The 12970-nt window shown below is 69.6% G+C and carries 13 protein-coding genes; 4 read left to right on the top strand and 9 right to left on the bottom strand.

What is annotated here, in order from left to right; genetic code table 11:
- Both ACZ4Z1_RS41760 and ACZ4Z1_RS41755 read right to left on the bottom strand, forming a co-directional pair.
- A partial coding sequence (locus ACZ4Z1_RS41760) for a lamin tail domain-containing protein (RefSeq protein ID WP_468491948.1) occupies nucleotides 1-284 on the bottom strand: 284 nt, incomplete at its 3' end.
- 574 nt (nucleotides 285-858) lie between these two features.
- Nucleotides 859-1068, bottom strand: a complete 210-nt coding sequence (locus ACZ4Z1_RS41755; protein WP_468491947.1) for a hypothetical protein — start codon at nucleotides 1066-1068, stop codon at nucleotides 859-861.
- 416 nt (nucleotides 1069-1484) lie between these two features.
- On the opposite strand from ACZ4Z1_RS41755, the gene ACZ4Z1_RS41750 reads away from it, so the two are divergent.
- Entirely contained in the window at nucleotides 1485-2231 is a 747-nt protein-coding gene (locus tag ACZ4Z1_RS41750; RefSeq protein WP_468491946.1) for a DUF5131 family protein, read from the top strand.
- On the opposite strand, the gene tcmP is transcribed toward ACZ4Z1_RS41750, so the two are convergent.
- Nucleotides 2204-3451: a three-Cys-motif partner protein TcmP gene (gene tcmP / locus ACZ4Z1_RS41745; protein WP_468491945.1), complete on the bottom strand. Its 1248-nt coding sequence runs from the start codon at nucleotides 3449-3451 to the stop codon at nucleotides 2204-2206. The genes ACZ4Z1_RS41750 and tcmP overlap by 28 nt on opposite strands.
- A 235-nt stretch (nucleotides 3452-3686) precedes the next feature.
- Here tcmP and tap point away from each other — a divergent pair, with 235 nt between their 5' ends.
- Both tap and tpg (ACZ4Z1_RS41735) read left to right on the top strand, forming a co-directional pair.
- Nucleotides 3687-5918: a telomere-associated protein Tap gene (tap, locus tag ACZ4Z1_RS41740; RefSeq protein ID WP_468491944.1), complete on the top strand. Its 2232-nt coding sequence runs from the start codon at nucleotides 3687-3689 to the stop codon at nucleotides 5916-5918.
- Nucleotides 5919-5925: 7 nt separating this feature from the next.
- Nucleotides 5926-6486 (top strand): telomere-protecting terminal protein Tpg, encoded by a 561-nt coding sequence (tpg, locus tag ACZ4Z1_RS41735; protein ID WP_468491943.1) that lies wholly within the window; start codon nucleotides 5926-5928, stop codon nucleotides 6484-6486.
- 118 nt (nucleotides 6487-6604) lie between these two features.
- Here tpg (ACZ4Z1_RS41735) and ACZ4Z1_RS41730 read toward each other — a convergent pair whose 3' ends face one another.
- Nucleotides 6605-7855: an endonuclease domain-containing protein gene (locus tag ACZ4Z1_RS41730; RefSeq protein WP_468491942.1), complete on the bottom strand. Its 1251-nt coding sequence runs from the start codon at nucleotides 7853-7855 to the stop codon at nucleotides 6605-6607.
- Nucleotides 7856-7902: 47 nt separating this feature from the next.
- Nucleotides 7903-8202, bottom strand: coding sequence for a DUF6300 family protein (locus tag ACZ4Z1_RS41725; RefSeq protein ID WP_468491941.1), 300 nt, complete (start codon nucleotides 8200-8202; stop codon nucleotides 7903-7905).
- Nucleotides 8203-8515: 313 nt separating this feature from the next.
- On the opposite strand from ACZ4Z1_RS41725, the gene tpg (ACZ4Z1_RS41720) reads away from it, so the two are divergent.
- Nucleotides 8516-8914 (top strand): telomere-protecting terminal protein Tpg, encoded by a 399-nt coding sequence (gene tpg, locus ACZ4Z1_RS41720; RefSeq protein WP_468491940.1) that lies wholly within the window; start codon nucleotides 8516-8518, stop codon nucleotides 8912-8914.
- A gap of 1033 nt (nucleotides 8915-9947) precedes the next feature.
- Here tpg (ACZ4Z1_RS41720) and ACZ4Z1_RS41715 read toward each other — a convergent pair.
- The 4 genes from ACZ4Z1_RS41715 to ACZ4Z1_RS41700 all read right to left on the bottom strand — a co-directional run bounded on the left by ACZ4Z1_RS41715 (nucleotide 9948) and on the right by ACZ4Z1_RS41700 (nucleotide 12748).
- Nucleotides 9948-10655: a hypothetical protein gene (locus ACZ4Z1_RS41715; RefSeq protein WP_468491939.1), complete on the bottom strand. Its 708-nt coding sequence runs from the start codon at nucleotides 10653-10655 to the stop codon at nucleotides 9948-9950.
- A gap of 173 nt (nucleotides 10656-10828) precedes the next feature.
- Nucleotides 10829-11440 carry a hypothetical protein gene (locus tag ACZ4Z1_RS41710; RefSeq protein ID WP_468491938.1) on the bottom strand — a complete coding sequence of 204 codons (612 nt, stop codon included), beginning with the start codon at nucleotides 11438-11440 and terminating at the stop codon, nucleotides 10829-10831.
- 281 nt (nucleotides 11441-11721) lie between these two features.
- Nucleotides 11722-11970 carry a hypothetical protein gene (locus ACZ4Z1_RS41705; protein ID WP_468491937.1) on the bottom strand — a complete coding sequence of 83 codons (249 nt, stop codon included), beginning with the start codon at nucleotides 11968-11970 and terminating at the stop codon, nucleotides 11722-11724.
- Nucleotides 11971-11980: 10 nt separating this feature from the next.
- A complete protein-coding gene (locus ACZ4Z1_RS41700) occupies nucleotides 11981-12748 on the bottom strand; it encodes a hypothetical protein (protein ID WP_468491936.1) in 768 nt (255 codons plus the stop codon).
- Between the last annotated feature and the right edge of the window lie 222 nt (nucleotides 12749-12970).

Here is a 12970-nt window from a genome sequence, read left to right as displayed (position 1 = left end):
TTGAAGCGGTAGGTCTTGTGGGTGCTGCGACTGGTCAGCGTCCAGCCCTTGAGGTTGACCGCGCGGTGGCCGGTGTTCTTGACGGTGACCCACTCGCCGTTCAGGGACCGGTTGGAGCCGTCGTCGCGGCCGGGGCTGTCGGCCTGTACCGCGCCGATGACGATGGGGGAGCGGTGGTGGGCCGGGAGGGTGCGCGCGCCGGTGGCGGCGGTAGGCGGGGCCGCGGTGACGGCCAGGGCGGCCGAGCCGAGTGCGACGGCCGCGAGACGGGCAGAACGGGACATGACAAACCTCCAGTGGACAGCGCCGCCTGGGGCGGAGCCGGTAGGACAAGATGCCCGGAAGGCCGGGCAGGCCTCACTGTCCGCTCATCCGGCAGGCAGTGGTTGAAGATGCGACGGCCCATTACAGAACCCGGACATTTGCACATCCACACCGCGCCCGTCGTGCACGCCTCCGCGTGCACCCGATGATCCAGCACCCCGGCGCACCAGATCCGGGCACGCCGCTGGTCTGCAGGTTTGGCGGGCTTGGGCCTCCTGGGGATGCATCGCGTACGGGCGTGCCCATACGCCGACGCTGCGCGGAGAGGAGTCGTCCGGTTGAGGGGGGACGCGCAGAGCAGCGAGAGGGGTGCCGCCGGGTGGAATGTCCAGCCCTCCGGGCCCCGAGGCAAGGCCTGCCGGGGCGCCCTGCTCGCCATGGGCGGCAAGGGCGAGAGTGCGCGCCGGGCACTGACCGACCATGAACCGACCTGGTGGCCAGTCTGTCCCCGGGTGGCTCCAAGGTCACTGGTTCCACCGCCTACGACCCCTTCGGCACGGTCACCGCTCACGACGGCGCCACCGCTTCCCTGGGCTACCGGTCCGGCTGGACGGATCCGTCCACCGGGGTCGTCAACATGGCCGCACGGACCGCGACGGCTGCCACACCCGTGCCGAGATTCTTCTCGCCGAGTTCCGGGTGCCTGCCCGCGTCGGGCCCGGCTGCCGGACCGCGGCCGGCCTGTGGCACTCGCACTTTGGCGGCCAGCAGGTCACCGAATCCAGGGTCTTGGACATCGACCACATGGTCCCCTTGGCTGAGGCCTGGGACTCCGGCGCCGCCGATTGGGTCGCTACCAGACTCCGTTGGCACCAACAACCACCGGCCCCGTCGCGCAGAAGGCGCTGCGTCGTCTGGCCGCGGGCTGCGGCTACACCCTCGTGGAGCACACCGTCGGTAGCTGACACCAGCCGACCCGCGAGATCGACCGGCGGATCAGCCGCTACGGCAGCTGCCGCAGCGGGAGTTGGCTGATGTGCGGCGCGCGCACTGGCACAAGTCAGGGAACGCGAGTTCGATGTCCGGGGTGGTGGCGACGGTGTGGCCGCCGGATGGTTGGATGCCGGTGTCCGGTGGTGCGCAGGTTCGTTGGGAAGAGAGCGGGCCGCAGCCGCGCCGTCGGGGACGAGGTTCGGTTCGAGGGGATGGAGGGCCGGCCGGTGAGTGACCGCAGCGCGATCGAGTGGACCGAGGCGACGTGGAACCCGACCACGGGTTGCGACCGCGTCTCGGCAGGGTGCGACAACTGCTACGCGCTGACGCTGGCGAAACGGCTGAAGGCGATGGGCTCGCCGAAGTACCAGGCGGACGGTAATCCGCGGACTTCCGGGCCCGGCTTCGGGCTGACTCTGCACCCGGACGCTCTGCACGTGCCGTACGGGTGGAAGAGCCCGCGCACCGTGTTCGTGAATTCCATGAGCGACTTGTTCCACGCGCGGGTGCCGCTCGACTATGTGCGCCGCGTTTTCGACGTGATCGCCGACACGCCGCAGCACACTTACCAGGTGCTCACCAAGCGGGCGCGGCGCCTGCGGCAAGTTGCTGACCGGCTGGAGTGGCCGGCGAATCTGTGGATGGGCGTCTCGGTGGAGACCGCGAAGGAACTGCCGCGCGTCGACGACCTGCGGCAGGTGCCTGCGGCGGTGAAGTTCCTGTCGTGCGAGCCGCTGCTGGGGCCCCTGGACGGGCTGGAGCTGACGGCGATCGACTGGGTCATCGCCGGAGGCGAGTCGGGGCCGACGCACCGGCTGCTGGACGAAGCGTGGGTGACACAGATCCGGGACACCTGCCAGGAAGCCGGTGTGGCCTTCTTCTTCAAACAGTGGGGTGGCCGCACGCCGAAGGCCGGCGGCCGCGAGCTGGCAGGCCGCACCTGGGATCAGATGCCGCTGCCCGCGGCAGTCTGACCGGGCGAACCTGCGGGGCGGCCGGGCAGGCGTCCGCCCGGCCGCCCCGCGAGACCTTGGGGATAGAGCGTGATCTCGCGGATCTTCCGCACACCCACTCCGTCGCTGGGCGTTTTGCCCTCATCGGCCAGCAGCCGTACCGCCTTGCGCACCGCCGGTTCGGTCACCTGCCCGTAGTAATCGCCGAAGACCTCCAGGGTGTGGTCGACCAGCTTGAAAGGGCGACGGGTGCGCAGCAGCAGTTCCTCCAGATTTTTTGCGATCTCCGGAGCTACCCTTTCTATGATCTCTTCAGGGTCGGGACGCAGGGGGAACAGCGCCAGTTTCCCGCCCTCCTCTTCCCGTGCATCCAGCGTCTTCCACCACTCATCCCGCGCCCGGGCGACGGTGTCGCCGAACACCCAGAGCCCGTACGGGCTGCGGGTGGCGAACACCAGCCGGTAGACGGCGCGTTTGTGCGCATCGTGCGAGACGGGTACCGACTGCACGAGCATGCCGGTACGCCGGGCCAGACGGCGGGAGTACTCGGCGGCCACGGCCTCGATTGCGTCCTCGGCTGCGCCGGCCCGGGCCGAGGCGGCTGAGGCGTCGGCGAAGTACTCGCGCCACCACGTGCCGCCGCACACATCGTCGAAGCGCTGCAGCGACCTCTCATTGCCCTTGGAGGAGCGGACGTGCCCACCCAGGCGCCAGACAGCCATCATGCTGAAATTCATCAGCAACTCGGTCGCCGGGTACTTCTGCGGACGCTGCCGCTTCAGCACGTCCACGAGCCGGTCTTGAGGCAGGGCCAGCCCGCACGGGTCCAGGAAGAGGAACAAGGGCTGGCGCGCGGCCCGCTGGATCACACTGTCGAGGACGCCGTCGACTTCGCCGCGGTGGGCGTACGCGCGTACGCCGCCTGCCCGGTAGTGCTCGACCACCTGGGCCAGCCGCTCGAACGACTTCTGCTGCGCCTCCGTGAAGAAGCACTCCACCGTGACCCCGTACCGGGCACGGAAATGGGAGGCGACTCGCAGCGCGATCTCCGCTGACGCCGGCTCACCGTTCTCGTAACGGCCTTCCCCGGCGTACCCGTCCAGGTAGACCACTCGTTTGTCGTGCGACTGGCGCCCCGTCATGCCGCCGAACTGCGGCAAGTATCGTTTGAGCAGTTCGTGCTTGAAAACACTGGGCAGTGCTTTGTCCGCCCAGTAGTTCCCGCCCGTTCCCCTGGACATGGCCCCCCACCTCCGCCGCGGTTCAGCAAACCGCCTGTACCGCATGGTCGGCCACGAGTCAGGGCTGGACAAGAGGCCCGTCGTGCCACCCGCCCTGGTTCGTGACCGCCCGCTCCGCTGAGGACGTCAGCCCGAATCGTCGCCTCGCCCTCAAGAAGGCTCGTACGGCGCATGTACGGTAAAGGTACGCGAAATGTACGGTTCGCGGGGTAGGGTGTGGGTCAGGAGGTGTTCCATGTCCGAGTTGTTTGATGCGGTCGACGCGTTGGTCGCGTCCCGTGCGCCGCTGCCGCCGGCGGACGAACGCAAGCGGCTGCGCACCGCGCATGGCCTGACGCTGGACGAAGTCGCCGCCGCGCTGAAGGTGCGCCGCGCCACGGTGTCCGGCTGGGAGTCGACGAAGAAGCCGACCGAGCCGCGCGGCCTGGAGCGCGAGGCGTACGCACGGCTGCTCAAGCAGCTCGCGGAGCTCTACCCCGCACCGGAGGAGCGGGCTGCCTCGGCGCCCGCCACGTTCACCGGCGCATCCGTCCCGGCGGAAGCCGGGACTCTGTCCACAGCCCCGGCGCCCGAGGCTGTGATCATGACTGATCACGAGAACACCCAGGCCCCTACTCCCGTCGCCCCCGCTCCGGCCGCCGCGCCGCGTCCGGCGCGCACCACCAGGCCGACGTCGACGTCGCGCCGTCCGGGCGCGCGGGAGGCGGTCCCGGCCGGAACCCCGGCGGGCGACACCGACCCGCGGTTCGAAAACGGTCCGCTGGCCGTCGTCGACGTCGAGGACGGGCAGGTGCTGGCGTACTGCACCGGCGGCCTGGTCCTGGACGTGCCCGCCAAGTCCCTGCCGTCCCTGGTGGACTGGACGCTCAAGGAGGCCAAGCTCGGTCAGCCGAAGCTCTCCGGTCCCGGCAAGGACGCCGACCCGCTGCTCGTGCTCACCAAGGCCGCGCTGGAGCGCTACGGCCTCCCGGCCACGCTCACGGAGGACGAGCGGATCGCCGGGCGCATCCCGGAGGGCCACAAGGTCGTCAAGCAGCTGACCCGCGCGCAGTGGCAGCTGACCAAGCGCGGGTTCGGGCCGTGGGCGCGGATCTACCGTCCGGCGCAGGGCTCGGAGCGGGCCTGCGTGCAGCTGTGCATCCCGTCGTGGAACGCTCTGGACACCCGGCACTGGGGCGCGGCCGGGCAGTTGGCCCCGGCTGAACTCGCCCGGCTCCTGGGCGTCTACGCGTCCCGGGTGATGACGCCGCGCGGATCGACGGCCGTGACCGGCCTGGAACTGATGACCGCGCTGCACCCGGCGACCCGGGCCTCCGAGCAGGACGCCGACGGCAAGCGGCACTCCGAGCACAATCCCGGCTCGCTGGGGAAAGACCCGGTCGACTGCGCACCGTGCGAGGCCCCGGACGGGCACCCGCTGCTCAAGGACCTGCCGCGCTTCCACGTGCGCGGCCCGGCGGAGAAGCTGTTCGAGGAGGCGTACGACTGGGCGCGGCCGATGACCGACGCCGAGTGCCTGCGCCGCAACCTCGTGGGCCTGGACGTCAACATGGCCTTCGCCGCCGGCGCCAACGGCCTGATCGTCGGTCTCGGCGCGCCCACCCACGTCAAGAACCCGGTCTTCGATGCGAAGCTGCCCGGTTCGTGGCTGGTCGACCTGTCGCACGTCGACCTGTCCCGGGTGAAGGTCGCCAAGGACCGGTGGGCACAGCTGGACGCGGATCTGCTGCCCAGCCCGTTCACGCCGACGGGCGAGCGCCCCGAGGGCCCGGCCTGGTACGCGACGCCGACCGTCGCCTACGCGGTGGAGCTCGGCTACGAGGTCGCGCCGATCGAGGCGTACGTACGGTATGAGAGCGGCCGCTACCTGGACGCCTGGTACACCAGGCTGCGCGACGCCTACCTCGCCACCATGGCCGACCTCGGCGTTGATGCGGACCTGTCGCCGGCCGCCTTCCTGGCGGCGATGGACGGCTACCGCAGCCGCGACCCGCAGCTGGCGATCGTGGTGTCCGCGATCAAGGCGACGGTCAAGGGCGGCCTCGGCAAGCTGCGCGAGCGCCCGCGCGGCGAGAGCTGGAAGCCGGGTGAGCCGTGGCGGGCCCTGGCCCGGCCGACCTGGCGCCCCGACATCCGCGCGGCCGTCATCTCCCGCACCCGCATCAACTTCCACCGCAAGATTGTCAAGCATGCGGCGTTCACCGGTCAGTACCCGGTTGCGATCCTGTCCGATTGCGTCGTCTACGCGGTCGACGGTGAGAGCCCGCTGGACTTCCTGCCCTACCGGGACGACAAGCCGCTGCCGGGCGGGTTCAGGCTCGGTGTGAACCCGGGCCTGGTCAAGCACGAGGGCACGCAGAGCGTCCTGTGGGGCGAGGGCGTGCGGGAGCAGTTCGACGCCCCGGCGCTCAACCTCGCCCGGTACATCAAGGACGGCACCGTCACCAGCGTCGACAGCGGGGAGTAGGTAGGCGATGAGCAGGTTCGGGGACGGCCTGGACGCCGCGGTGCACAAGGCGTTCACCCGCCCGGCGCCCAAGAGCGCGGGCGCGCAGATGCGGTACCTGGTCAAGCAGCTCAAGGGCACCAAGGCGGTCGCCCAGCTGCTGCGGATCTCCCAGCGCACCGTCGAGCGGTACGTGAAGGACCAGATCAGAAAGCCGCGAGCGGACTTGGCCGCGCGCCTGGAGCGCGAGACGAAGGCCCGGTGGCAGCCGCAGATCCGGGCCAAGGCCCGGCAGAAGGCGGCGACGACCGATGGCATCGTCATCGACGTTCACGCCCGCCTCGGGTATGCCGGGGCGCCGATCGGCACGACGGACGAGGACCGTATCCGGCACCTGACCGTCGCCCTGCCGCCCGAGCACGCGGCCCGCCTCTTCGACGCCCAGCAGCAGGGCGCCGACGACGACCGGCTGCGAGAGCTGACCGCCGAAGCCCTCAAGGAGGTCTACTTCCAAGACGGCGGCAGCCGCGCCGGCTCCCTGCAGGAGGTACAGATCAACGACGTGATCCATCTGGACTTCGAGCTGTAGAAGCCGTGCTTCGAACAGCGAGCGGGCCCGGACCGACTCGGCCCGGGCCCGCTCGCGTTTCCGCGGGGCGGTTGTTCCTGCCCACGATGCCGTGCTCATCGACCTCGCGACGCGCCGGTCACCCCGGGCCCGGCGTGGCACCAGGAGATAGCCGGCCCCGCTGCGCGGCGAGCGCGGCCTTGACGAAGGCCTGCACAAGTACGGCCGTCTCGGGCACCGTGACGTTCTTCGACCATGGGACGGTGATTGCCCAGCAGCAGTGCAGTTCGAAGCGGTACACACCGTGCGCGAAGTCGACCTCAAGGGCATACGGCTGCCGCTGGCAGCGACCGTGGCGCTCGGTCTGCTCCAGGTGGGCGCGGACCACGGCGGAGTGGTAGCGGCGCGGCAGTGTCTGCTGGTCGAGGCAGTCGCGGCATTCCAGAAGATGCAGAGTGCTGCCTCCCGCCTGGAGGAAGGTGTGCGGGTGGCCCTTGCGCTCGAAGGTGTTGCAGCCGCCGCACAGCGGACCGCGGACGTAACCGTGCCCGTGACAGTGATCCCATCCCGAGGCCTGGGGCTCCTGACACAGCCGGCACAGGTACTCGTCGGACCGTGTGTTGCGCGTGCGGGGCGAGTCGTACGGGATACCGCGTAGGTGGCCGGTGTACGGGCGGAAGGCCGATCCGGAGCAGGGTGGGCACCTGGTGACCCAGCCGGATTTGGTCGGTGTCCGCCAGCCGCCCCAGCGCGGGCCCTGGGTGCCGCAGGAACAGCAGGTCCGGGCCCGGTTGAGCAATTCCTCCTCTCGCCGCTCCGCACGGTCCAGGAGCTCGGTGTAGGCCCGGGGCAGACGCCACCTCTTCCCGGACCAGGTCAGCAGTTGCAGCGGCCGGGTGCCGAGGATGTTCTGGGTGTGCCGGAACCGGCTGTTGACCGCGACGAACTCCCCCCAGGTCAGGCCTCCGGGCAGTCCGTTCGCCCCGACCTTCCTCCAGGAGTCGTCCCGCTCCTCGTACGGGCGCCCGTCCCAGGCCTTGGTCTGGGCCTGGGCGAACATCCACGTCACCAGCCGCTGCCGCCAGCCGGGATAGCGGTTTTCCGACTCGCGGTGCCTGTCGTCGCGATATGCGGGCAACGTCGCATCGACGACGTCGTCCAGGTCCAGGCGCAGCTCCGCAAGGGCCCGCCCGACGCGGCGGATGTCCCGCTCGTCGTACACCCAGCGCGCCTTGTGCTTGTAGCAGCGCACCTCCATGTCGCCGAAGAAGACGTACCCGTGCGACTGCACGTCAGGCCGGTGAAGGAGCTCGTCAGGATCCAAGGGGACCATGGCGCTCTGCGTGAGGTCCGCGAAGAGGGAGCATGCGTACTCCCGGCTGATGGGCATGAGCGGATGGTGGCAGCAGCCACTGACAACGGCCCGCCGCGTACGGCTCACTGCTGGCCGGGCGGCGTCTCCTGCCAGCCCCAGCCGTGGGCGGCCATGCCCTCCTTCGTCCACTCCAGCAGCAGCTGCGCGCATTCCTGCGACCGGCCGGTGTCGTGGCCGCCGCCGTCGGCGAAGAACCGGATCAAAGCACCGGCCGCGGGCTTGTCCGCGTCGCAGGCCGCGCACAGCTCCAGGTGGATCGGCTGTCCGTGCTCGTCATCCTGGGGCATCACCACACTGGTGATCAGGTCCCCGCGGCAGCGCGAGCACTGCGGCAGCCGGTCGGAAAGCTCAACCCAGGCCATACGTCCCCCTTCCTTACGACGGTCCATCACCCAAGCCGTACCGATCTGTCACGTCAACCCGTCGCAGGGGAGTCGCCCGGACGGCTGACCTTGTCCACAGGCGATCCGTGATCACTGGAGGGATGAGTGATCACGAGCAGCAGCAGTCGACCCCGCGCCGCGGCAAGGTCCTGGACGCCCTCGTGCGGGCGGAGCGGAAGGTCTTCACCCGGCCCGCGCCGAAATCCGCGAGAGCACAGGTGAAATTCCTCCTCACGCGCACGAGGAGTCGACGAAGGATCTGGCGGAGCGCCTGGGCACCTCCCGCCGTACGGTGGAATGCTACCGCGCCGGGAAGCTGAAGACGCCCCAGAAGCGCCTTCAGGCGGCTCTGGTGGAGGAGACCGAATCTGACTGGCAACCGCAGGTCAGGGCGCAGGCACGAGAGCAGGCGGCCTCCTCCAGCGGCATGATGGTGAACGTGACCGCGTACTTCGGATTCGCCTGCAGGGGCAGCTCCGACGACGGCCGCGAGCGCAGCATCACCACGGCGATCTCGCCCACCCATGCGAAGCAGTTCCTCGACCTCCAGGAGGCCGGAGCGACGGAGGAAGACCTGCATCCGGTCGTCGCCGAGGCCATCACCGAGTCGTATTTCACGGAATGGGGCACCCGCGCCGCTGGCCTGCGCGCGGATTTCACGCACGTCTCGAAAATAGAGTTCCGGTTCTGACTCGGCCGAATTCACGGCCTGCTAAAAACGTACTCTGCGGGCCGCCGTTCAGTAGTCTGGCGGCGGCCCGCTCCCGAATCCGCACCATGAATACGAGGCCGATGATGACCACGCCCCTGGCCGCCCCGGCACACCGCCCGCCGTTTGCTCGCCCCGCGCGTCGCCGCGGCCCGCGAGCCGGTCGACCCCGCCCGCATCGGCCGCCGCGTCGTCCGGCGACAGGCGAAGGGGATGGACGTCGGCGCCGTCGCAGCGGCCCTCGAGGACGCACGGTTCGACGCCCGGCAGGACTCCCGGCACGAGGACCTGGCGGGTACGTCCAGGCCGACGTCGACGTCTGACTCGCCCGCGCCCTGGCCGCGCATCTCGGGCACTACCGCGCCCCGGCGGCCCGCGAAGCCGCCGTCGGCCTTCTGCCGCCGCCGGTCCTCGCACACGCCGCGCTGCTCTGCGAACTCGCCCGCCTGGTTCCCGACGCCGACGCCGGCCAGCTGGCGTTCGCGGCCCGGCTCGCCACCACCGGTGCCCTCGCCGCGTTCCTCGCCCGCGCCCGGTCGTAGCGCAGCATTTGCACGGTCGGCTCCGGCGCCTCCGGTCACGCTCCGCTGTCCCCCAGTCCCCCAGTAGATGGGAAGCGGACCTGTGAGGTCCTGGGGGACTGCGGTCCGAAATGCCTGGAACGGCTGTGATGTCTGGGGGGTGGGGGACTGTTTGCCCAGGCAGACAGGTTCTTTGGGGGGCTTGTGAGCTGGCAGGTAGCTGAGGGGCAGCCGTACTCGTAATCACCGAAGGTGACTGTCACGCTGTCGCGCTTGGGGTGTCACGCGTCCCCGATCCGGCTGTCACGCTCTCCGTTCGGCCCGGAATCACGGGCCTGGACCTCGATTTCGGGCCTCGCGCCGATCAGCGTGACACCCCTGGTGAACCGGCTACGGCCCGCAGCAGCAGGCCGGTTCGGGTGGATTCTTCGCGGGAGGGCGGGCGGGTGCGGAAGAATTCCCGGGGTGACCACCGACAGCGCGACCGCCGCGCTCTACGCCCAGGCCCTGCAGGCCACCGCCGCCGACCCGAGCCGCTGCACCGTGCCGTGGGGCGTGTGCCCCGAGCACGGCGGCACTCTCAAGGCCCGCGCGCGAAGCACCGAGGACTTCGACTCCTGCCCTCCACGGTCGGTGGCCGGCGGCTCGTCGCTGCCGTTGGGCTGGCTGTGGGTGCGGGTCATCTGGGCGTCATCGACGTCGATGGCCCACTCGTCCGGGTCGCTGTAGCGCCACACCTGCCCGGTTTCGTCGCGGACCCACCCGGTCAGTGTGCCGTCCGGAGCCTGATCGAGCCATGCCTCTTCGCCGTTGGTGCCCCTGTAGGCGGCGAATGCGTCGGCGGGGTCGGTCTCGTCGCCCTCGTCGCACATGTCTCCGGACCACGGTCGTGCGTCGTCATCTGGGGCGTCTGGCGGCTCGGCGGACTCGCCCTCGGGCGTGGCTCTGTCGTTGTTCGGCGGCCGCCAGGTCTCGTCCGGTGCTTCCTCGGGGGCCGGTGCGTCGGGCGCGGTCTCCAGGCCGGGGGTCTCCTCTGCGCCTTCGGCTGCTGGCTGCTCACCGGGGCCGGGCAACCTCGGCGGCCCGTCGGCCTCGGCACCCAGCTCAGCCGGGGGCGGGGTCTCGTCTTCCTGGTCTTCGTCATCCCCGAACGGCTTGCCGTCCTTGGGAAGTGCCTTGATGGCGAATCCATATCTGGTCACCCGTGGAGGATGAAGAAGCCGATCAGCTTGTGTCTTGTCGCCCCCACTGACGCCCCAATGGGGCTGGCAGGTCAGCCAGTACGCCCTCAAGCCAGGGCTATGGACAGCGTGGCAGAAAGGTCGGTCGAGCAACGATGTGGCACGATCATGGGTCCCTGTCGCGCTGGGTGAGGTTACTCCAGCCAGCGGATGTCCTTGTTCATGATGAAGGTGTAATCGGGCAGTTCGCGGAACTCCAGAGTGGGTTCTCCTGGGCTCAAAGGTGTGTGCACGCAGGTCTCCACGGAACCGAGTGTTTCGCACTTGAACTTTCCGCTGATGACTTTCGCGTTTTTCAGGGCCCCAGTACGGTCCAAGCATGTGCCTGCGCGCGAGTAATCGATCTTCGTGAAACCGTATCCTCCCAAGCCGCCGATCTCTTCGCTGTAGGCCCAGATCTTGGCGCCGTTGGACTTGGCTCGGCAGGCAGGTGTGGCCACAGAACACTCTTGAGCGTTGATGCGCCGTCGTGTCATTTCCGTGACTTCAGTGCAAGTGCTGAAGACCTCGCCAGGGGCCCTTTTTTCGTGCAAGGTGACATTCTTTCCCGGCGTTGTCGAGCCAGCCTTGACGCAGTTGTAGCCGATGAAGTTGTTGTCGGCCGAACCGGTAGCGTAGTGCTGGTAGTCCGCGCAGGTGTAGCTAACTCCGTCTGCAGCGTGAGCGGCCGGTTCGGTGACCGTCAGCCCGATGGTGGGCAAAGCAGCAAACACTGTGGCTGGGACGGCGCGAAACCATTGAGGCATGATGGACCTCTCTCTCGCATTTGCTGAAGGCCGCGGCGCTCGGCTGGCCGCACTATGTGCATGCCCGGATGTGCACAGGAAATCGAGACAAGTGCGGGCGTAAATCCGTGCCCATCATGCTTCGTTCGGGGTGACGTGCGTGGCCGCCTGGGCGTATTACCGTATGGTCCTAAGGAGACGCAGTGCCGTCAAAGGGAGCGGAAGGTGCAGCAATGGCGATCATCTTGGGGAGGGGGGCGCTTAACTGTTCAGTCCCGTCCGACGGTCTTGGGTGTGAGGTTTTAATCCATTTCTGTGCGGTGGCTCTCAACGACGTGGCTGTACCGCCAAAGGACGGCCAGAACGGCCATCTCGTCGCCTCCTCCCACAATGCGCAGCGGCCCCGTAGACGACAGCGGGATCGACGCGCCCGAGTGCAGTTCGACGAGCGCGGCCGCGCGGCGGGAGCCGATGACCGGCTGGTCCGCGTTTCCGGTGACCTGCACCTGATAGACGGAGCCGTCGTCGAACCGGCCGGTGACGGTGTGCATCGTTTTCTCCTTATCGGGTGGCGAGCAGGCCGAGGAGGAACGCGCGCAAGTCGTCATCCTCGTACCAGTCGCCGGTGAACATGGCCTGCAACGAGCGGGCGAGGGTGCCACCCGTTTCCGTCTGCGTCTGCTGCTGGGACAGCAGGCGCCCCAGGGCGCTGCGGTCGAGCCTGCGGGCGCCGGGCCGCCCGGTGTGCGTCCGGGTGAACCAGAACGCGCGCTGGGCGGCGTCCAGGTCCGGCAGGTGCCCGGCGAGGTGCTGGGCCGGGGCATGCGCGGCGGTGCCCAGTCCGCCGTCGCCGAGATCGGCGCTCGTGGCACGGCGCGCGTCGGGCTCGTAGCGGCCTTCGTCACCCTCCACGGCGGTCAGCCGGCGCCCGTTCGGAGTGGCGAGCCAGTCCCGGGGGATGAGGCGCTGCACACTGCGTACGGCACGCTCGGCGTCCGGGGTGGTGTCCGGGCTGAAGACGAGGCCCGCGTTGCCCTGGGTGCCGAGGTCGCGAACATCGGACAGAGCTGCGGCGACTGCGCCGGGGACCGCCGCGGCGTAGCGAGCGCGCAGTTCTTCCCACTCGCGGCGGGCTGCCGCAGCCTCCATGCGGGCTGCCGCGATCTCGACCTCGACTTCCGGGGACTGGACGGTGCTCGCGCTGCGTGCGGCCTGGAGGTTGAGCAGGCGCCGTTCGGTGGCGGCCACGTAGTCGTCTGCATGGCGCAGCGTGCCGTGCGGGTCGCCGCCAAAGTCGTCATAGAGCACATCGGCCAGGCGGCGGGTCACGTCCTGGTCCACCTCGGTGCCGGCCGCCCGCAGCGCGGCTGTGTGCCGCAGCGCGGTCAGGCCGGGGCCGCCGTCGGCCGCGCGGTCCGGAACCCACCGGCGCTCCTCCCCAGAACGGCCGGGGAGACGGCTCGCTGGGGAAGGACCCGATCGACCCGATGGACTGGCCGCCGTGCGAGGTTCCCGACGGGCACCCGGTCCTCAAGGACCTGCCGCGCTTCC

It is taken from the genome of Streptomyces sp. NPDC030165 (assembly GCF_055573595.1).
The sequence above is the reverse complement of the archived record's forward strand: the minus strand, read 5'-3'. Positions and strand labels throughout refer to the sequence as shown.